This window comes from Pseudomonas sp. S2_A02, from assembly GCF_054668495.1.
This window is the reverse complement of the sequence record NZ_CP162776.1, coordinates 2,706,033-2,726,123: the sequence shown is the minus strand read 5'-3', so window position 1 is coordinate 2,726,123 and position 20,091 is coordinate 2,706,033. Positions and strand designations below refer to the sequence as shown.

Annotated in this window: 16 protein-coding genes and 1 pseudogene; 10 read left to right on the top strand and 7 right to left on the bottom strand. The window is 60.5% G+C overall.

Annotation, left to right across the window (positions count from 1 at the left end; all coding sequences use genetic code 11):
- Positions 1 to 7 precede the first annotated feature (7 nt).
- Positions 8 to 949, top strand: a complete 942-nt coding sequence (locus AB4O41_RS12625; RefSeq protein WP_460147942.1) for an AEC family transporter — start codon at positions 8 to 10, stop codon at positions 947 to 949.
- A gap of 129 nt (positions 950 to 1,078) precedes the next feature.
- Here AB4O41_RS12625 and AB4O41_RS12620 read toward each other — a convergent pair whose 3' ends face one another.
- From AB4O41_RS12620 to gatC, 6 genes are all read right to left on the bottom strand, one after another.
- Positions 1,079 to 1,459 (bottom strand): carboxymuconolactone decarboxylase family protein, encoded by a 381-nt coding sequence (locus tag AB4O41_RS12620; RefSeq protein ID WP_460147941.1) that lies wholly within the window; start codon positions 1,457 to 1,459, stop codon positions 1,079 to 1,081.
- A complete protein-coding gene (locus AB4O41_RS12615) occupies positions 1,456 to 2,517 on the bottom strand; it encodes a calcium/sodium antiporter (protein WP_460147940.1) in 1,062 nt (353 codons plus the stop codon). Before AB4O41_RS12615 ends, AB4O41_RS12620 begins: the two co-directional genes overlap by 4 nt.
- A 50-nt stretch (positions 2,518 to 2,567) precedes the next feature.
- Positions 2,568 to 2,942, bottom strand: a complete 375-nt coding sequence (locus tag AB4O41_RS12610; protein ID WP_123355900.1) for a septal ring lytic transglycosylase RlpA family protein — start codon at positions 2,940 to 2,942, stop codon at positions 2,568 to 2,570.
- A 127-nt stretch (positions 2,943 to 3,069) separates the two neighbouring features.
- Positions 3,070 to 4,515 carry an Asp-tRNA(Asn)/Glu-tRNA(Gln) amidotransferase subunit GatB gene (gene gatB / locus AB4O41_RS12605; RefSeq protein WP_460147939.1) on the bottom strand — a complete coding sequence of 482 codons (1,446 nt, stop codon included), beginning with the start codon at positions 4,513 to 4,515 and terminating at the stop codon, positions 3,070 to 3,072.
- Positions 4,516 to 4,525: 10 nt separating this feature from the next.
- A complete protein-coding gene (gene gatA / locus AB4O41_RS12600) occupies positions 4,526 to 5,977 on the bottom strand; it encodes an Asp-tRNA(Asn)/Glu-tRNA(Gln) amidotransferase subunit GatA (RefSeq protein WP_460147938.1) in 1,452 nt (483 codons plus the stop codon).
- A 16-nt stretch (positions 5,978 to 5,993) separates the two neighbouring features.
- Entirely contained in the window at positions 5,994 to 6,281 is a 288-nt protein-coding gene (gene gatC / locus AB4O41_RS12595; protein WP_007901429.1) for an Asp-tRNA(Asn)/Glu-tRNA(Gln) amidotransferase subunit GatC, read from the bottom strand.
- Between the two features lie 210 nt (positions 6,282 to 6,491).
- On the opposite strand from gatC, the gene mreB reads away from it, so the two are divergent.
- The 8 genes from mreB (at position 6,492) to tldD (ending at position 17,836) form a co-directional block, all read left to right on the top strand.
- Entirely contained in the window at positions 6,492 to 7,529 is a 1,038-nt protein-coding gene (gene mreB, locus AB4O41_RS12590) for a rod shape-determining protein MreB (protein WP_002555108.1), read from the top strand.
- Between the two features lie 178 nt (positions 7,530 to 7,707).
- Entirely contained in the window at positions 7,708 to 8,817 is a 1,110-nt protein-coding gene (gene mreC / locus AB4O41_RS12585; protein WP_460147937.1) for a rod shape-determining protein MreC, read from the top strand.
- Complete coding sequence (gene mreD, locus AB4O41_RS12580) at positions 8,817 to 9,308, top strand: rod shape-determining protein MreD (protein ID WP_460147936.1); 492 nt, start codon at positions 8,817 to 8,819, stop codon at positions 9,306 to 9,308. The genes mreC and mreD overlap by 1 nt, the downstream gene beginning before the upstream one ends.
- Positions 9,309 to 9,350: 42 nt before the next feature.
- Positions 9,351 to 9,947: a Maf family protein gene (locus AB4O41_RS12575; RefSeq protein WP_460147935.1), complete on the top strand. Its 597-nt coding sequence runs from the start codon at positions 9,351 to 9,353 to the stop codon at positions 9,945 to 9,947.
- Positions 9,948 to 10,004: 57 nt separating this feature from the next.
- The gene (gene rng / locus AB4O41_RS12570) at positions 10,005 to 11,462 is read left to right on the top strand and encodes a ribonuclease G (protein ID WP_460147934.1); all 1,458 of its coding nucleotides are present in this window, start codon (positions 10,005 to 10,007) and stop codon (positions 11,460 to 11,462) included.
- 75 nt (positions 11,463 to 11,537) lie between these two features.
- Positions 11,538 to 15,341, top strand: a complete 3,804-nt coding sequence (locus AB4O41_RS12565) for a YhdP family protein (RefSeq protein ID WP_460147933.1) — start codon at positions 11,538 to 11,540, stop codon at positions 15,339 to 15,341.
- 185 nt (positions 15,342 to 15,526) lie between these two features.
- Positions 15,527 to 16,381 (top strand): carbon-nitrogen hydrolase family protein, encoded by an 855-nt coding sequence (locus AB4O41_RS12560; RefSeq protein ID WP_367374172.1) that lies wholly within the window; start codon positions 15,527 to 15,529, stop codon positions 16,379 to 16,381.
- Positions 16,382 to 16,393: 12 nt separating this feature from the next.
- On the top strand, positions 16,394 to 17,836 hold the full coding sequence (tldD, locus tag AB4O41_RS12555) for a metalloprotease TldD (protein WP_123498976.1): 1,443 nt from the start codon (positions 16,394 to 16,396) through the stop codon (positions 17,834 to 17,836).
- Positions 17,837 to 17,937: 101 nt separating this feature from the next.
- On the opposite strand, the pseudogene yjgA reads toward tldD, so the two are convergent.
- Positions 17,938 to 18,461, bottom strand: a pseudogene (yjgA, locus tag AB4O41_RS12550) (ribosome biogenesis factor YjgA).
- A gap of 108 nt (positions 18,462 to 18,569) precedes the next feature.
- On the opposite strand from yjgA, the gene pmbA reads away from it, so the two are divergent.
- Positions 18,570 to 19,916, top strand: a complete 1,347-nt coding sequence (pmbA, locus tag AB4O41_RS12545; protein WP_460147932.1) for a metalloprotease PmbA — start codon at positions 18,570 to 18,572, stop codon at positions 19,914 to 19,916.
- Positions 19,917 to 20,091 lie beyond the last annotated feature (175 nt).

Below are 20,091 nucleotides of genomic sequence, written 5' to 3'. Positions count from 1 at the left end.
TCCCGGCATGCTGGCTATTTTCCTCGAAACCCTGAACATCACAGCGCCGGTGTTTGCCATGCTGTTTCTGGGGGCGCTGCTCAAGCGCATCGACTGGATCAACGACAATTTCATTCATACCGCGTCGGCCCTGGTGTTCAACGTCACCATGCCGGCGTTGCTGTTTCTGGGCATCTTGCATGCCGACCTGCACGCGGCGCTGCAACCGGTGCTGCTGATCTACTTCTCGGTCGCTACGCTGCTGTGCTTTGCGATTGCCTGGGGCTGGGCGATCTGGAAATGCCCGCGGGAAGACCGGGGCATCTACACCCAAGGCGCGTTTCGCGGCAACAACGGCGTTATCGGTCTGGCCCTGGCGGCGAGCATGTACGGCGACTACGGGATTTCCCTCGGGGCCATTCTCGCGGCGTTGGTGATCCTGTTCTACAACACGCTTTCGACCATCGTACTGGCGGTCTACAGCCCGGTGATCAAGTCTGATCCGTGGAGCATCTGCAAAAGTGTGATGGTCAATCCGTTAATTATCAGTGTGTTTGCGGCGGCGCCATTTGCCTATTTCGAAATCGGTTTGCCAGGGTGGCTGGAAAAGTCCGGCCAGTACCTGGCACAAACTACTTTGCCGTTGGCGTTGATCTGTATCGGCGGCACGTTGTCGCTGGCGGCGATGCGCAAAAGCGGCACGCTGGCGCTGAGTTCAAGCCTGGTGAAGATGATCGGCCTGCCGGTGCTGGCGACACTCGGTGCCTGGCTCTGGGGTTTTCGCGGGGCGGAGTTGGGGATTCTGTTTCTGTACTTCGGCAGCCCGACCGCCGCGGCCAGTTTCGTCATGGCTCGGCAGGCCAATGGCAATCATGAACTGGCGGCGGCGATCATCGTGATTACCACGCTGATGGCGGCGGTCACCACCAACGTCGGAATCTTTTTGTTGCAGTGGGGTGGGTGGATTTAGCTTCAAGATGTGCGCTGTTTTTAGGGCCTCATCGCGAGCAGGCTCGCTCCCACAGGGGAAATGCATTCCAAATGTGGGAGCGAGCCTGCTCGCGATAGCAATCTATCTAACATTTCAAACGCCAGGCTGTTACTCCGGTTTCTGGTAGCTATCAATCACTTCCTGCGCCGCCCGGAACGCATCGATCGCCGCCGGCACGCCGGCATACACCGCGCAATGCAGCAGCGCCTCGCGAATTTCGTCCACGGTGCAGCCGTTGTTCAGCGCACCGCGCACGTGACCTTTCAATTCTTGCGGGCACTTCAACGCAGTCAGCGCGGCGAGGGTGATCAGGCTGCGGGTTTTCAGCGGCAAACCTTCGCGATTCCACACACCGCCCCAGGCGTGTTCGTTGACGAAATCCTGCAACGGCTGGGTGAATTCGGTGGCATTGCCCAAGGCGCGGTCGACGAAAGCGTCGCCCATCACTTGGCGACGGACTTCAACCCCAGGCTTTTTATCAGTGCTCATGGCAATTCCCTCTTGTGGTGTTGGCGACGCCAGGCGCGCAGCGACGTGAACAGCAAAAACGCCCCCAGCGCCGGCAGGACGAAAAACAGCATCAGGTGTTCAAGCTTGCCGGCCAGCGGCATGCCCGTGGTGAACGACACCACGTGCAGCCCATAGGCCAGGTACAAACCCAGAAACAGCAGGCCTTCGGCGCGAGTCACCCGGTAGCCGGAATAGAACACCGGCAGGCACAGCACCGCGACACCGAGCATCACCGGTAGGTCGAAATCCAGGGCGTTGGGCGAGACCGACAACGGCGATGGCGCGATCAATGCGGTAAGCCCGAGCACGCCCAAGAGGTTGAACAGGTTGCTGCCGATCACGTTGCCCACCGCGATGTCCCGCTGACCGCGCAACGCGGCGATCAACGAAGTGGCCAGCTCCGGCAGGGAGGTGCTGACGGCGACGATGGTCAGACCGATAATCCGCTCCGACAACCCCAGGTCGGTCGCGACCGCCACCGCGGCACCGAGCAGCAAGTGCCCGGCGAACACCAGCATCACCAGTCCGGCGACGATCATCAGCAGGCTGCTGAACCACGGTGCCTGTGGCGCTTCATGCGCCCCCGATGGCGGACGGGTCGAGTGCCGCGACTGGCGCAGCAGCAAGCCCAGGTACAGCACCAACGCACCCAGCAGAATAATGCCGTCTGTGCGGTTTAGTTCTTCGTTCCATGCCAGTACGAATACCAGCAGGCTGGCGCCGATCATCAGCGGGATGTCCAGGCGCACCAATTGCCGCGAAACCCGCAGCGGAATAATCAGCGCCGAGAGCCCGAGGGTGACGAGGATGTTGAAGATGCTGCTGCCGATCACACTGCCGACGGCGATGTCGGCGTTTTGCGCCAGGGTGGCTTGCAAACTGACCGCCATCTGCGGTGCGCTGCTGCCGAGGGCCACGATGGTCAGGCCGATGATCAGCGGCCGCACATGCAGTCGCGCGGCCAGGCGCACGGCGGCACGCACCATCAGTTCGGCGCCGGCGATCAGTAAAAACAGACCGCTGAACAATTCAATCACGCTGATCAGGGGTAAATCGGCCAGTCCGAAAATAGTCAGCGCTCCGTCTTTCAGTCGTCGAGGGCTTGCACGCGAACTTTCGCGGTGCCACTGCGCAGCATGCCCAACTGTTCGGCCGCTTCACGTGACACGTCGATCAGGCGCCCACGAGAGTATGGCCCGCGGTCGTTGACGCGCACCACGCAGGACCTGTCGTTATTCAGGTTGGTAATCTTCACTCGGGTGCCGAACGGCAACTGGCGATGGGCGGCGGTCAGGCCGTGCTGATTGAAACGCTCGCCGCTGGCGGTGCGTTTGCCATGGTGTTTGGCGCCGTAATACGAAGCTACGCCGGTCTTGTCGTAGCCGTGTGGATCGATGGTATCCGTACTGGCACAACCGGCCAGCAGAGAGAGCAGGGCGCAGGCACTGAGCAGACGCTTCATTAGGTGACCCCATGATCGTTCCCACGCTCTGCGTGGGAATGCAGCCCGTGACGCTCTGCGTCACAAAAGCGGACGCAGGGCGTCCAGTGATCGTTCCCACGCGGGAGCGTGGGAACGATCACTGTGGTTAGCCTTCGAGCTTGCTTTTAAGCAGTTCGTTGACCTGTTGCGGGTTGGCCTTGCCTTTGGAGGCTTTCATGGCCTGGCCGACGAAGAAGCCGAACATTTTGCCGCGTTTGGCTTCGTCTGCCGCGCGGTATTGTTCGACCTGCTCGGCGTTGGCCGCGAGCATTTCGTCCAGCACCGCCGAGATTGCGCCGGTGTCGGTGACTTGCTTGAGGCCGCGCTTGTCGATGATCTCGTCCGCGCTGCCTTCGCCGTTGGCCATCGCTTCAAACACCACTTTGGCGATCTTGCCGGAGATGGTGTTGTCCTTGATGCGCAGCAGCATGCCGCCCAGCTGCTCGGCCGAAACCGGCGACTGGTCGATGTCCAGGCCTTGTTTGTTCAACAGGCTGCCCAGTTCAACCATCACCCAGTTGGCCGCCAACTTGGCGTCGCCGCCGATGCTCACGACTTTCTCGAAGTAATCGGCTTGCTCGCGGCTGGTGGCCAGGACGCTGGCGTCGTAGACCGACAGACCGAACTGTTCCTGGAAGCGCTCGCGTTTCTGCGGTGGCAGTTCCGGCAGGGTGGCGCGCACCTCGTCGAGGAACGAGTCCTCGATGACCACCGGCAGCAGGTCCGGATCGGGGAAGTAACGGTAGTCGTTGGCTTCCTCTTTGCTGCGCATCGGACGGGTTTCGTCCTTGTTCGGATCGTACAGACGGGTCTGCTGGATCACCTTGCCGCCGTCTTCGATCAGCTCGATCTGACGTTGCACTTCGCTGTTGATCGCCTTCTCGATGAAGCGGAACGAGTTGACGTTCTTGATCTCGCAGCGTGTACCGAATTCAACCTGGCCCTTTGGACGGATCGAGACGTTGCAGTCGCAACGCAGCGAGCCTTCGGCCATGTTGCCGTCGCAGATGCCGAGGTAACGCACCAGCGCGTGGACAGTCTTGACGTAGGCCACGGCTTCCTTGGCGCTGCGCATGTCCGGCTCGGAAACGATTTCCAGCAGCGGCGTACCGGCACGGTTCAGGTCGATGCCGGTGGCACCGTTGAACTCTTCGTGCAGGCTTTTGCCGGCGTCTTCTTCCAGGTGCGCACGGGTCACACCGACACGTTTGATCGTGCCGTCTTCCATGGCGATGTCCAGGTGGCCCTTGCCGACGATCGGCAATTCCATCTGACTGATCTGGTAGCCCTTGGGCAGGTCCGGATAGAAATAGTTTTTACGGGCAAACACGTTGTGCTGACCGATCTCGGCATCAATGGCCAGACCGAACATCACCGCCATGCGCACCGCTTCCTGGTTCAGCACCGGCAATACGCCGGGCATGCCGAGGTCAACCAGGCTGGCCTGGGTGTTCGGCTCGGAACCGAAGGTGGTGGAACTACCGGAAAAGATTTTCGACCGGGTGGTGAGCTGGGTGTGTATCTCCAGCCCGATCACGACTTCCCATTGCATGTGCGTCTCCTCAGAAGCCGGTTGGGGTGCGGGTGTGCCAGTCAGTGTTCAGCTGGTACTGATGGGCAACATTTAGCAAGCGGCCTTCCTGGAAATACGGGGCGAGCAATTGCACGCCAACCGGCAGACCATCGACAAAACCTGCTGGCATGGACAACCCAGGCAGACCTGCGAGGTTGGCGGTGACGGTGTAGACGTCTTCCAGGTACGCGGCGATCGGGTCGCTGTTCTTGGCGCCGAGCTTCCAGGCCGGGTTCGGCGTGGTTGGGCCGAGGATGATGTCGACCTCATTGAAGGCCGCCATGAAGTCGTTCTTGATCAAGCGACGGATCTTCTGCGCCTTCAGGTAGTAGGCATCGTAGTAACCGGCCGACAGTGCATAAGCACCGACCATGATTCGGCGCTGCACTTCCGCACCGAAACCTTCGCCACGGGAACGCTTGTACAGGTCTTCCAGGTTTTTCGGGGCTTCGCAGCGATAGCCGAAACGCACGCCGTCGAAACGCGACAGGTTAGAGGACGCTTCCGCCGGAGCGATCACGTAGTACGCAGGGATTGCGTGCTGCATGTTTGGCAGGCTGATTTCCTTGACCACGGCGCCGAGCTTTTTCAGCTCTTCGACGCTGGCCATGACCAAGTCGGCGATACGCGGGTCGAGACCGGCGCTGAAGTATTCCTTCGGCACGCCAATGCGCAGGCCTTGCAGCGAACCATTGAGGCTGGCGCTGTAATCAGGCACGGGCTCGTCGATGCAGGTGGAGTCCTGCGGGTCGAAACCGGCCATGCCTTGCAGCAGGATCGCGCAGTCTTCGGCGGTGCGGGCCAATGGGCCGCCCTGATCGAGGCTAGACGCGAAGGCGATCATGCCCCAGCGCGAAACACGACCGTACGTCGGTTTCAGGCCGGTGAGGTTGGTGAACGCTGCCGGTTGGCGGATCGAGCCGCCGGTATCGGTGGCGGTCGCGGCCGGCAACAGACGAGCGGCAACCGCGGCAGCCGAACCGCCAGACGAGCCGCCTGGAACGTGTTCCAGGTTCCATGGGTTTTTCACCGCGCCGTAGTAACTCGACTCGTTGGCCGACCCCATGGCGAATTCGTCCATGTTGGTCTTGCCCAGGGTCACGGCCCCGGCCGCAGCCAGCTTGGCGACGACAGTGGCGTCGTACGGTGCTTTAAAGTTGTCGAGCATCTTCGAGCCGCAGCTGGTGCGGATGCCCTGGGTGCAGAACAGGTCTTTGTGGGCGATCGGCGCGCCGAGCAGGGCGCCGCTCTCACCATTGGCCCGACGAGCGTCAGCGGCTTTCGCCTGCTGCAGCGCCAGGTCTTCGGTGAGGCTGATGAAACTGTTGAGCTGCGGGTCGAGCTGGGCGATGCGCGCCAGCAGGACTTTGGTCAGCTCTTCGGAAGAAAACTTTTTATCGGCGAGTCCGCGGGCGATCTCGGCCAGAGTCAATTGATGCATTGCAGGCTCTTTCCCTTTAGTCGATGACTTTCGGAACCAGATACAGGCCGTTTTCGACCGCTGGTGCGATGGACTGATAGGCCTCGCGATGATTGGTTTCGGTCACGACGTCTGCACGCAGGCGCTGGCTGGCTTCCAGTGGGTGGGCCAGCGGCTCGATACCGTCGGTATTGACCGCTTGCATTTCGTCGACCAGCCCGAGAATGCTGTTCAGGGCCGAAGTGATGTGTGGAAGATCGGCATCATTGAGGCCAAGGCAGGCCAAATGAGCGATTTTTTCCACGTCGGAGCGTTCAAGCGCCATGGGATTCTCCAGTGGAAAACAAAACGGACCGCGTCCGTGTGTTAGATTGTCGGAACACTACCGCATATCTACGGTCTCAGGGCCGCGATTGTGGTGCTTGGTGCACAGAAAAGCGGCCAATTTAACATATTGGCGCCTTGCCCAAAATCCCTGTCGTTGTTAGAGTTTGCCGCACTTTTTTACCCACGCGTTGCCTAGGGTCCCTTTCCCATGTTCAAGAAACTGCGTGGCATGTTTTCCAGCGATCTTTCCATTGACCTGGGCACTGCCAACACCCTTATTTACGTGCGCGAGCGCGGTATCGTCCTGAATGAGCCCTCCGTTGTGGCTATTCGGACACACGGTAACCAGAAAAGTGTCGTTGCTGTCGGCACCGAGGCCAAGCGCATGCTCGGCCGTACGCCGGGCAACATTGCTGCCATTCGTCCGATGAAGGACGGTGTGATCGCCGACTTCAGCGTCTGCGAAAAAATGCTGCAGTACTTTATCAACAAGGTTCACGAAAACAGCTTTCTGCAGCCTAGCCCTCGTGTGCTGATCTGCGTTCCATGCAAATCCACCCAGGTTGAGCGTCGTGCCATCCGTGAATCGGCCCTTGGTGCCGGTGCCCGTGAAGTATTCCTGATCGAAGAGCCAATGGCTGCTGCAATCGGTGCTGGTCTGCCGGTTGAAGAAGCTCGCGGTTCGATGGTTGTCGATATCGGTGGTGGTACCACTGAAATCGCGCTGATCTCCCTGAACGGTGTGGTTTACGCCGAATCCGTACGGGTTGGCGGCGACCGCTTCGACGAAGCGATCATCACCTACGTGCGTCGCAACTACGGCAGCCTGATCGGCGAATCCACCGCCGAGCGCATCAAACAGGAAATCGGTACGGCCTACCCGGGCGGCGAAGTTCGTGAAGTCGACGTTCGTGGCCGTAACCTGGCTGAAGGCGTTCCACGCGCATTCACCCTGAACTCGAACGAAGTGCTGGAAGCTCTGCAAGAGTCCCTGGCCACCATCGTTCAGGCAGTGAAAAGCGCGCTGGAGCAGTCGCCTCCGGAGCTGGCGTCGGATATCGCCGAACGTGGTCTGGTACTGACCGGTGGTGGCGCCTTGCTGCGCGACCTCGACAAGTTGCTGGCCCAGGAAACCGGTCTGCCGGTGATCGTTGCCGAAGACCCGCTGACCTGCGTGGCTCGTGGCGGTGGCCGTGCATTGGAAATGATGGATAAACACACCATGGACCTGCTTTCCAGCGAATAAGTCGCCGGATCGCCTCTATGCTGTTGAGCGCGCGGGCAGCACTTTGCAGTGCTGCCTGTTGCGTTTATCTTCTGTCAGTCTGCATCCAGGCCGGTTTGATGCCGTATGAATAAAGAGAACATTTGCCTGGGAGGAGCGGCTTATTAAACCGCTTTTCACCAAAGGCCCCTCACTGGGCGTGCGCTTGTTGGTGCTGGCCGTGCTATCGGTCGCGCTGATGGTGGTCGATGCCCGCTTCACACTGCTCAAGCCAGTGCGTAGCCAAATGTCGCTGGTGCTGATGCAGTCTTACTGGATCACCGACCTGCCGCAGCGGCTATGGCAAGGTGTGGCCAGCCAATTTGGCAGCCGGACCGAACTGGTCGCCGAAAACGAAAAACTCAAGACCGAAAACCTGCTGCTGCAGGGGCGCATGCAAAAGCTGGCCGCCCTCACCGAGCAGAACGTTCGGCTGCGCGAGTTGCTCAACTCTTCCGCATTGGTCAACGAAAAGGTCGAAGTGGCCGAGTTGATCGGCATGGACCCCAACCCCTTTACCCATCGCATCATCATCAATAAAGGTGAGCGCGACGGTGTGATCCTCGGTCAGCCGGTGCTCGATGCCCGCGGTCTGATGGGTCAGGTGGTGGAGTTGATGCCGTACACCTCCCGCGTACTGTTGCTGACTGACACCACCCACAGCATTCCGGTGCAGGTGAATCGTAACGGTCTGCGGGCGATTGCCAGCGGCACCGGCAACCCGGAACGCCTTGAGCTGCGTCATGTGGCCGATACCGCCGACATTAAGGAAGGCGATCTGCTGGTCAGCTCCGGCCTCGGCCAGCGTTTCCCGGCGGGTTACCCGGTGGCAACGGTCAAGGAAGTGATTCACGATTCCGGTCAGCCGTTCGCCATCGTCCGTGCGGTGCCGACCGCTGCGTTGAATCGCAGCCGTTATCTGCTGTTGGTGTTCAGTGACGGTCGCACAGCCGAGGAGCGCGCCAACGAAGCCGCCCAGGCTCAGGAAGCTCTGGACCAGCACGGCGGTGGGCCGATCATTCCAGCGACCGTGCCGAAACCGGCCGTGTCGGTGATACCGGCTACTGTCGCTGCTCCGGCCGTTCCGGCAGCTGCACCTGTTGTCGCACCTGCTGCCGCGACCCCGGCAAAACCTGCCGCTGCCCATGCTGCCAGCAAGCCACCCGCATCGGCCCCAGCCGCCAAACCACCGGCAGCCCAACCCGCAGCCGTGAAGCCTGCTGCCAAACCGCCTGTCTCCGCGCCGGCCACCACTGGGGGAAGAGAATAATGGGCGGTGCAACTTCCTCCCGAAACGGCTGGATGGTCTGGCTGACCTTTGCCATTGGCATGCTGCTCAGCGTTTCGCCGTTGCCGCAGTTCATGGAAATCCTGCGTCCTCTGTGGCTGGCCTTGCTGCTGGCGTTCTGGGCGTTGGCCATGCCGCAGAAAGTCGGCATGGTGACCGCCTGGTGCCTCGGGCTGGCCGAAGATGTGCTGTATGGCACGTTGCTGGGCCAGAACGCGTTGATCCTCACGCTCATTACCTTCCTGGTGCTATCGCTGCAACAGCGCCTGCGCATGTTCCCGATGTGGCAACAGAGCCTGGTGATCCTGGTGATCTTCGGCCTCGCCCAACTGGTTCAGTTGTGGCTGAGCGCCCTGACCGGCAATCGTCAGCCGACCCTGGCGCTGGTGTTGCCGGCACTGGTCAGCGCGTTGCTCTGGCCATGGATCAGCTACGGTTTGCGCGGTTTGCGTCGACGCTACAAAATCAATTAATTCGGTCAGGCATGTGCCCACCCTAGACAGGGAGATGTCTCGATGAAGCAGCTGTACCTCGCCTCAGGCTCGCCGCGTCGACGTGAACTGCTCACGCAGATCGGCGTGTCGTTCTCCGTCATCAGCGCGGACATTGATGAAACCCCTTTACCTGAAGAATCCCCATCGGCCTATGTCGAGCGTCTGGCGCGCGGCAAGGCTGAGGCCGGACACGGGACGGTCGTGTCTGACGCGGATTTTTGTGTGCTGGGCGCTGACACAGCGGTGGTACTGGACGGGAAAATTCTCGGCAAGCCGGTGGGCGAAGCCGATGCATGCGCCATGCTTATGCTGTTGTCCGGGCGCGAACATGAAGTGCTGACAGCGATTGCTGTGCGCGATGGCGAGCGCTGCGAGTCTTTGGTGGTGCGCAGCCTGGTGCGTTTTCGCAACATCGACCACGACGAAGCGGCGGCCTACTGGGCCAGCGGCGAACCAGGTGACAAGGCTGGCGGTTATGGGATTCAAGGGCTGGGTGCGGTGTTCGTCGCCGGGCTCAATGGCAGTTATTCGGCAGTGGTCGGATTGCCGCTGTGCGAAACCTGCGAGCTACTCGGCCATTTCAGCATACCCTGTTGGCAAACCTTTAACGCGCGTTGAGCGTCGTACTGACAAGATGCGGCCATTATCGTGAACATGCCTGAACGAGACCCTGCCATGAGTGAAGAGATCCTGATCAACATCACGCCGATGGAATCGCGCGTGGCGGTGGTCGAAAACGGTGTCCTGCAAGAGGTCCACGTCGAGCGCACGCAAAAGCGCGGGATCGTCGGCAACATCTATAAAGGCAAGGTCGTGCGGGTATTGCCGGGCATGCAAGCCGCCTTCGTCGATATCGGTCTGGACCGCGCCGCATTTATTCATGCCTCGGAAATTTCCCTTCGCGAAGGCCCGGCGGTGGAGAGCATCAGCGCGCTGGTTCATGAGGGTCAGAGCCTGGTGGTGCAAGTCACCAAGGACCCGATCGGCTCCAAAGGTGCACGCTTGACGACGCAACTGTCGATTCCGTCGCGCTATCTGGTGTATATGCCGCGCACCGCCCACGTTGGCATTTCCCTGAAGATCGAGGACGAAGCCGAGCGCGAACGTCTCAAGCAAGTGGTCACCGACTGCGTGGCCAAAGAAGGCATCAAGGAAGCCGGCGGTTTTATTTTGCGTACTGCAGCCGAAGGGGCCGGGGCCGATGAAATCCTCATGGACATCCGCTACCTGCGCAGGCTCTGGGACCAGATCAACGCCCAGATCAAGACCATCAATGCGCCGAGTGTGATCTACGAAGATCTCGGCCTGGCGCTGCGCACCTTGCGTGACCTGGTGAGCCCGAAGATCGAGAAGATCCGCATCGACTCCCGGGAGACCTTCCAGAAAACCACGCAATTCGTCGCCGAACTGATGCCGGAAATCGCCGACCGACTGGAGCATTACCCTGGCGAACGGCCGATCTTCGACCTGTATGGCGTCGAAGACGAAATCCAGAAAGCCCTGGAACGCAAGGTGCCGCTCAAGTCCGGCGGCTATCTGGTGGTCGATCCGGCGGAAGCCATGAGCACCATCGACGTCAATACCGGCGCTTTTGTCGGTCATCGCAACCTTGAAGAAACCATCTTCAAGACCAACCTCGAAGCCGCCACCGCCATTGCCCGTCAGTTGCGCCTGCGTAATCTGGGCGGGATCATCATCATCGACTTCATCGACATGGAAGATGAAGAGCATCAGCGTCAGGTGCTGCGCACGCTCGAGAAGCAACTGGAACGCGATCACGCCAAGACCAACATCATCGGCATCACCGAGTTGGGCCTGGTGCAGATGACCCGCAAGCGCACCCGCGAAAGTCTCGAGCAAGTGCTGTGCGAACCGTGCAGCAGCTGTCAGGGTCGCGGCAAACTCAAGACTCCGGAAACCGTGTGCTACGAAATCTTCCGCGAAATCCTGCGTGAGGCCCGGGCCTATCAGGCTGAAGGCTATCGGGTGCTGGCGAATCAGAAAGTGGTCGACCGTTTGCTCGACGAAGAGTCGGGCAACGTCGCCGAGCTCGAAGGCTTTATCGGGCGCACTATTCGGTTCCAGGTGGAAACCATGTATTCCCAGGAACAATACGACGTGGTGTTGCTCTGAATCGCTGTGTTTCACCTCCACTAGAACGGCTGGCCTCAGCTTTTTGCAGTATTTTTGCCACGGGAGCCAACTGACATGGACCGTCTGACACGCATTTTGGCCGCACTGACCCGCTGGGGTCTGGGCCTGTGTGCGTTGGTTTTAGTGCTGATGGCGCTGTTCGTCAGCCTCGGACGGGAACTGACGCCGCTGGTGGCCGAGTACCGTGCCGACGTCGAAGACAAAGCTAGCAATGCCTTGGGCATGCCCCTGCAGATCGGCAAGCTGGAAGGTAACTGGAGTGGCCTCGCCCCGGTTCTGCTGGCCCATGACGTGATGGTCGGCGAGGGCTCCAATGCCCTGCGCCTGGATCAGGTGCGCGCGGTACCGGATCTTTGGGCCAGCTTGCTGGCGCGCGAAGTGCGCATCGCACACCTGGAACTCAACGGCCTGAAGATCAGCCTCAAGGAAGGTGAGGACGGTCACTGGGCGCTGGAAGGTTTGCCGGTGCAGCAGGACCAGCCGCTGAACCCGGAGCAACTGCTCAATCGCATGCAGATCGTCCAGCAGCTGTCAGTACTCGACAGCCAGATCACCTTGCAGCCGTTGGGGGAGTCGCCGCTGACCCTGACATACGTCGGCCTGAATCTGAAAACCGGTCCATCCCACCAACGGCTCGATGCCCGTTTGACCCTGCCCGACGGTCAGCCGGTTGCGATGAGCCTGCGCACCCGTTTGCGCGCTGCCCAATGGAAGGACGGCGAAGCGGACGCTTACCTGAGCCTGCCGCAGAGTGATTGGTCGAAATGGTTACCTGAGCGCCTGACCCAGCAATGGAACTTCTCCGAGATCAAGGCCGGTGGCGAGCTCTGGGTGAACTGGAGCAAGGGCACCCTGCAACGCGCCGCGATTCGTTTGAACGCGCCGCAACTCAAGGGCGCCTATGCCGAGCGCAAGCCGATCCAGATCAACAATCTGGCGCTTAACGGGTATTTCCAGCGCAGTTCCACAGGCGTTCTGGTGACCCTGGATTCTCTGGCGATGAGCCTGGGTGACACCCGCTGGGAATCGAAACTGCAATTTCAACAAACTGCCGCGACCGATACGGTGCCAGAGCTCTTGCGCCTGCAAGCCGACCGTTTCGATCTCACACCGCTCACTCCGCTGCTGAACGCACTGGGCCCACTGCCCGAAGGTGTCGCCACGGCGGTCGAGCGGCTCAAGGTCACCGGAGTTTTGCGCAACGTGCTGATTGACTTCCGTCCAGCCGCTACCGATGACAGTAAATTCAGCTTTGCCGCCAATCTGGAAAAGGTCGGCTTCGACGCTTATCACGGCGCACCAGCGGTGCGGAATGTCAGCGGCAACATCAGTGGCGACCTCGGGCAGGGCGAGCTGCGCATGGACAGCAAGGATTTCTCCCTGCACCTGGACCCGATTTTCGCCAAGCCATGGCAGTACATTCAGGCCAACGCCCGGTTGACCTGGAAACTCGACAAAGAAGGTTTCACCCTGATCGCACCGTACCTGAAGGTACTGGGCGAGGAGGGCAAGATTGCCGGCGACTTCCTGATCCGCCTGCATTTCGATCACACCCAGGAAGACTACATGGACCTGCGTGTAGGCCTGGTCGACGGCGACGGTCGCTACACCGCCAAATACCTGCCCACGGTTCTCAGCCCGGGGCTGGACGAATGGCTGCGCACTGCGATTCTCAAAGGCGCGGTGGATGAAGGCTTCTTCCAGTACCAGGGTTCGCTGAACCACGGCGCCGCCGAAACGGCTCGCAGCATCAGCCTGTTTTTCAAGGTCCATGATGCCGAGCTGGCGTTTCAGCCGGGCTGGCCGCATGTCAGCAAGGTCAGCGGCGATGTGTTCATCGAAGACAGCGGTGTGCGGATCCTCGCCAGCAAGGGTCAGTTGCTCGACACCGAGGTCAGCGGCGTCTACGTCAATATTCCCCGTGTACCTGCCGGGCAGAGCACTCATCTGTTCCTCGACGGCGCGTTCGCTGGCGGGTTGGGCGATGGCCTGAAGATTCTGCAGGAAGCGCCAATCGGCACCGCCGACACCTTCGCCGGTTGGGAAGGCGAGGGCGATCTGCAAGGCAAGCTCAAACTCGATATCCCGCTGGTCCAAGGCGAGAAGCCGAAAATCCTCGTCGACTTCAAGACCGACAAAGCCCGTTTGAAGCTCCGCGAGCCCACCCTGGAACTGACGCAACTCAAGGGCGATTTCCGTTTCGACAGCACCAAGGGTTTAAGCGGGCAAAAGATCACGGCGCGAGCGTTCGACAAACCGGTGACCGCACAGATCTTCGCTGAAGGCAGCCCGGGCAAGCTCAACACTCGGGTTGCCGCATCGGGTGAGGTCGAGGTCAAGAAACTCACCGATTGGCTGAATGTCACTCAGCCATTGCCGGTGACGGGGATGATCCCTTATCAGTTGCAGCTGAACCTTGATGGCGCCGACAGTCAATTGATGGTCAGCTCCAACCTTAAAGGCGTGGCGGTGGATTTGCCGGCGCCGTTCGGTATGGCGGCCGATGTCGGGCGCGATACCGTGTTCCGCATGACCCTGCAAGGACCGGAGCGGCGTTACTGGGTCAACTACGGTGAGCTGGCAAACTTCACGTTTGCGGCACCGACCGGCAATTTCGCCGACGGTCGCGGCGAGTTGCTTCTCGGTGGCGGCAATGCCGTGTTACCCGGTGCCAAAGGCTTGCGCGTGCGTGGTGTACTGTCCGAGCTGGATGTCGCTCCCTGGCAGGATCTGGTGAGCAAGTATGCCGGTCAGGATCCAGGTGGCAGCGCCAAACAGCTGCTCAGCGGCGTGGATTTGAAGGTTGGAAAGCTCACTGGTTTCGGCACCACCCTCGATCAGGCGGCGGTGCAGTTGGCGCGTAAACCGGCCGCGTGGGCCTTGCAACTCGACAGTCAGCAGGCCAAGGGCAGCATCGGTATTCCCGACGCGAAAGCCGCACCGATTGCGGTCAATCTGCAATACGTACGTTTACCAGCACCAGACCCTACGGTGCTGGCTGACGAGAATTCGCCGGATCCGCTGGCCACCGTGGACCCGACGAAGATTCCGGCGCTGGATGTCACTATCAATCAGCTGTTCCAGGGCCCGGATCTGGTGGGCGCGTGGCATCTGAAAGTCCGGCCGACCGCCAAGGGCATTGCTTTCAATACCCTGGATCTGGGCCTTAAGGGCATCCTTTTGCAGGGCAGCGGTGGTTGGGAAGGCACACCGGGTAATTCCAGCAGTTGGTACAAGGGCCGGGTCAGTGGCAAGAACCTTGCCGACGTGCTCAAGGGCTGGGGCTTTGCGCCGAGCGTCACCAGTGAAGAATTTCATATGAATGTAGACGGTCGCTGGCCTGGGTCACCGGCGTGGCTGGCGACCAAGCGTTTCTCCGGCAGCCTTGATGCGTCACTGAATAAAGGTCAATTCGTTGAAGTCGAGGGCAGCGCTCAGGCGCTGCGGGTATTCGGCCTGCTCAACTTCAACTCCATTGGCCGCCGCTTGCGCCTGGACTTTTCCGACCTGTTCGGCAAAGGCTTGAGCTATGACCGGGTCAAAGGCCTGCTGGTCGCCAGTAACGGGGTCTACGTGACCCGTGAGCCGATCTTGCTGACCGGGCCGTCGAGCAACGTGGAGCTCAACGGCACACTGGACCTGGTGGGTGATCAGGTCGATGCCAAGTTGCTGGTGACTTTACCGGTGACCAACAATCTGCCGATTGCTGCGCTAATCGTTGGTGCACCAGCTGTCGGCGGGGCGCTGTTCCTGATCGATAAGCTGATCGGTGACCGCGTGGCGCGCTTTGCCAGCGTTAAATACACCGTCAAAGGCCCATGGAAAGAACCGAAAATCACCTTCGACAAGCCTTTTTGAATTCTTTTGAAAAAGCACTCTTTGGGCCTATGGAGTAGCATGTTTTCATGCGACGCCGCTTACCCCTGCAGGAGCTGCCGCAGGCTGCGATCTTTTGACTTTAAAGATCAAGGTCAAAAGATCGCCGCCTCGTTTCACTCCGCAGTTCCTACAGGTCTGCGTAGATTTCACATAGGGAATAGGCCATGTCTGTAGCGGTGATTCAAATGGTCAGCCAGAGCGACGTGCTGGCCAATCTGGCCCAGGCCCGTCGTCTGCTTGAGCAGGCGGCGACCGGTGGCGCGCGGCTTGCCGTGCTGCCGGAAAACTTCGCTGCCATGGGCCGTCGCGACATTGCCGACATCGGCCGCGCCGAAGCCTTGGGCGAAGGCCCGATCCTGCCGTGGTTGAAACAGACCGCCCGCGACCTCAAGTTATGGATAGTGGCCGGCACATTGCCGTTGCCGCCGGTGGATCAACCGACAGCCAAAGTGCATGCATGCTCGTTGCTGGTTGATGATCAGGGCGAAACCGTTGCACGGTATGACAAGCTGCACTTGTTCGACGTAGACGTGGCGGACAATCGCGGGCGTTATCGCGAATCCGATGACTATGCTTATGGCAGTGGCGTGGTGGTTGCCGACACGCCCGTCGGTCGAGTCGGCCTGACGGTTTGTTACGATTTACGATTTCCAGAGCTTTACAGTGAATTGCGTGCAGCCGGCGCGGAGTTGATTACCGCGCCGTCAGCCTTTACCGCGGTGACGGGCGCGGCTCATTGGGACGTGCTGATTCGCGCGCGGGCCATCGAGACTCAGTGTTACATGCTTGCGGCCGCCCAGGGTGGGACGCATCCGGGGCCACGAGAAACCTTTGGTCATGCCGCCATCGTCGACCCATGGGGACGTGTGCTGGCACAACAGGACCAAGGCGAGGCCGTGCTGCTGGCCGAACGCGACAGCAGCGAACAGGCGTCCATCAGGGCGCGGATGCCGGTGTCTACTCACCGGCGCTTTTTCTCGCAGGGCGCCCAGCGACCTGCATCAGAACGACGAATTTAAGGCGTAAAGCATATGAGCGAGTTGTTGTCCTCCGTCAGTGAACACCTCCTGGCACCCGGCGGCGTAACGATCGAGAGCCTGCAAGGTGTGCTCGGCGATCTGGCCGGCCCGGGCATCGATGCCGCCGACCTGTATTTCCAGGGGCAGATTTCCGAGTCCTGGGCGCTGGAAGACGGGATCGTCAAAGAAGGCAGCTTCAACCTCGACCAGGGTGTCGGCGTGCGAGCGCAATCGGGCGAAAAAACCGGTTTCGCCTACAGCAATGCAATTACCCTCGAAGCGCTGGGCGCGGCTGCCCGTGCGGCGCGTTCGATCTCCCGGGCCGGGCAGAACGGCACTGTGCAAGCGTTCACCACCCAGGATGTCGCCCAATTGTACGGGCCGGATAACCCGCTGGAAGTGATGACCCGTGCCGAGAAAGTCGAACTGCTCAAGCGTATCGATGTGGCGACTCGTGCCCTCGATCCGCGTATCCAGCAAGTCACCGTGAGCATGGCCGGCGTCTGGGAACGGATTTTGATTGCTTCCACCGACGGCGGGCTGGCGGCGGATGTGCGGCCGCTGGTGCGTTTCAACGTCAGCGTGATCGTCGAGCAGAATGGCCGTCGTGAGCGCGGTGGTCATGGCGGTGGCGGTCGTACCGATTACCGCTATTTCCTCAGCGACGACCGCGCCATGGGCTATGCCCGCGAAGCGTTGCGTCAGGCATTGGTGAATCTGGAAGCGATCCCGGCCCCGGCCGGTACGTTGCCGGTGGTGTTGGGTTCGGGTTGGTCCGGCGTGTTGCTGCACGAAGCTGTCGGCCATGGCCTGGAAGGCGATTTCAACCGCAAGGGCAGTTCGGCCTACAGCGGGCGCATGGGCGAGATGGTTGCCTCGAAACTCTGCACCATCGTCGATGATGGCACCCTTGCCGGGCGCCGTGGTTCGCTGAGCGTCGACGACGAAGGCACCCCGACCGAGTGCACCACACTGATCGAAAACGGCGTGCTCAAAGGTTATATGCAGGACAAGCTCAATGCGCGCCTGATGGGTGTGGCCCGCACCGGCAACGGTCGTCGCGAATCCTACGCGCACTTGCCGATGCCGCGCATGACCAACACCTACATGCTGGCTGGCGAAAGCGACCCGGCGGAAATCATCGCCTCGGTGAAAAAGGGCATCTACTGCGCCAACCTCGGCGGCGGTCAGGTGGACATCACCAGCGGCAAGTTCGTGTTCTCCACCAGCGAGGCGTACCTGATCGAAGACGGCAAGATTACTGCCCCGGTCAAAGGCGCGACGTTGATCGGCAACGGGCCGGAAGCCATGAGCAAGGTGTCGATGGTCGGTAACGATCTGGCCCTGGACAGCGGTGTGGGAACGTGTGGCAAGGATGGGCAGTCGGTGCCGGTGGGTGTCGGCCAGCCAACCTTGAAGATCGACGCGATTACCGTGGGGGGCACGGGGTCGTAAGGAAATACAACTCCTGTAGGAGCTGCCGCAGGCTGCGATCTTTGCTTTTTAAAGATCAAAAGATCGCAACCTGCGGCAGCTCCTACAAGGGCTGCGGTGACTCAGCGCAGACCGCGTTGAGTCTCGTCCAGCTCACGGATGTACTTGAAGATTTTACGGCTCGAGGCCGGTGGCTTGTTGGTCGCCAGTTCGTGCTGGGCCTGACGGATCAGGGAGCGCAATTGCTGACGATCAGCCTCCGGGTAGTCGAGCACGAACTTCTCCAGGACTGCATCGTCGCCCGCGATCAAGCGATCGCGCCAGCGTTCCAGACCATGGAAACGTTCGTTGTACTGCCGAGTGGAGGCATCCAGTTGATCGAGCAGAGTCAGAATGGCGTCAGTGTCCTGATCGCGCATCAGTTTGCCGATGAACATAAGGTGCCGTTTACGCGCGATATTCGCGGTGTGCTTGGGAGCATCGGCCAGGGCCCGGCGCATAGCGTCGGTCAACGGCAGTTTTGCCAGCAAGTCAGGCTTGAGTGTTGTAAGGCGCTCGCCAAGGTCAACCAGAGCATGAAGCTCGCGTTTAACCTGGGATTTGCTTTTTCTCCCGTATCGAGGGAGTCGTCGTAAGAATCAACCATGGTGGCCGTCCGCAAAGAAACGCCGCCATGATAACCAGTCGGGGGCCGCTTGTCCGGCCCGGTCGCTCGAAGGCCCTAGCCGAAAGCAGAATTTGAGTGGAGAACAGCATGAGTGCAGTTGAAAGCGTCGGCCCACAAGCGTTGTCGGCACTGCAAGAACAAGTCGAGCAGATCATCGCTGAAGCCAAGCGCCAGGGCGCGAGTGCCTGTGAAGTGGCCGTGTCGCTGGAGCAGGGCTTGTCGACCACGGTGCGTCAGCGGGAAGTCGAAACCGTTGAGTTCAATCGCGATCAGGGCTTTGGCATCACCTTGTATGTGGGGCAGCGCAAAGGCTCGGCCAGCACCTCGGCCAGTGGTTCGGAAGCAATTCGCGAAACCGTCGCCGCTGCGCTGGCCATTGCCAAGCACACCTCTGAAGACGAAGCCTCGGGCCTGGCGGATGCCGCGTTGATGGCCAAGGATCTGCAGGATTTCGACCTGTTCCATCAATGGGACATTACCCCGGAGCAAGCCATCGAGCAGGCTCTGTCCTGTGAAGCGGCGGCGTTTGCCACCGACAGCCGGATCAAGAACGCCGACGGCACCACCCTCAGCACTCACCAGGGCTGCCGGGTTTACGGCAACAGCCACGGTTTTATCGGTGGTTACGCGTCGACTCGTCACAGCCTCAGCTGCGTGATGATCGCCGAAGCCGATGGCCAGATGCAGCGCGATTACTGGTATGACGTGAACCGTCAGGGCAATTTGCTGGCCTCTCCGGAGAGCATAGGTCAACGTGCCGCGCAACGGGCGGCGAGCCGTCTGGGCGCGCGTCCGGTGCCGACCTGCGAAGTGCCGGTGCTGTTTTCCGCGGAACTGGCCGGTGGCTTGTTCGGCAGCTTCCTGTCGGCGATCTCTGGCGGCAGTCTGTATCGCAAATCATCATTCCTCGAAGGCACACTGGGGCAGAAGCTGTTCCCGGAATGGCTGACCATCGATGAACGTCCGCACCTGATGCGCGCCCTGGGCAGTTCGGCCTTCGACGGCGATGGCTTGGCGACCTACGCCAAGCCGTTCGTGGAGAAGGGCGAGTTGGTGTCCTACATACTCGGCACTTACTCCGGCCGTAAGCTCGGGATGCCGAGCACCGCCAATGCCGGCGGCGTGCATAACTTGTTCGTCACCCATGGCGACGAAGACCAGGCTGCCTTGCTGCGGCGCATGGGTCGTGGCCTGCTGGTGACCGAGTTGATGGGCCAGGGCCTGAACATGGTCACTGGTGATTACTCCCGTGGCGCGGCGGGTTTCTGGGTCGAGAACGGGGAAATCCAGTTCGCGGTGCAGGAAGTGACCATTGCCGGCAACATGCGCGACATGTTCAAGCAGATCATTGCGGTCGGTAATGACCTGGAATTGCGCAGCAACATTCGCACCGGCTCGGTGTTGATCGAGCGGATGACAGTGGCGGGTAGCTAACCTCCGACCGCTGCACAAAAAGGCGCGCCACCCCATTGGGTGGCGCGCCTTTTTTATTGGGCATGTCGCAAATCCCTGTGGGAGCGAGCCTGCTCGCGATAGCGGAGTTTCAGGCGACATCAATGTTGAATGTTATGACGCCATCGCGAGCAGGCTCGCTCCCACAATGATCGGT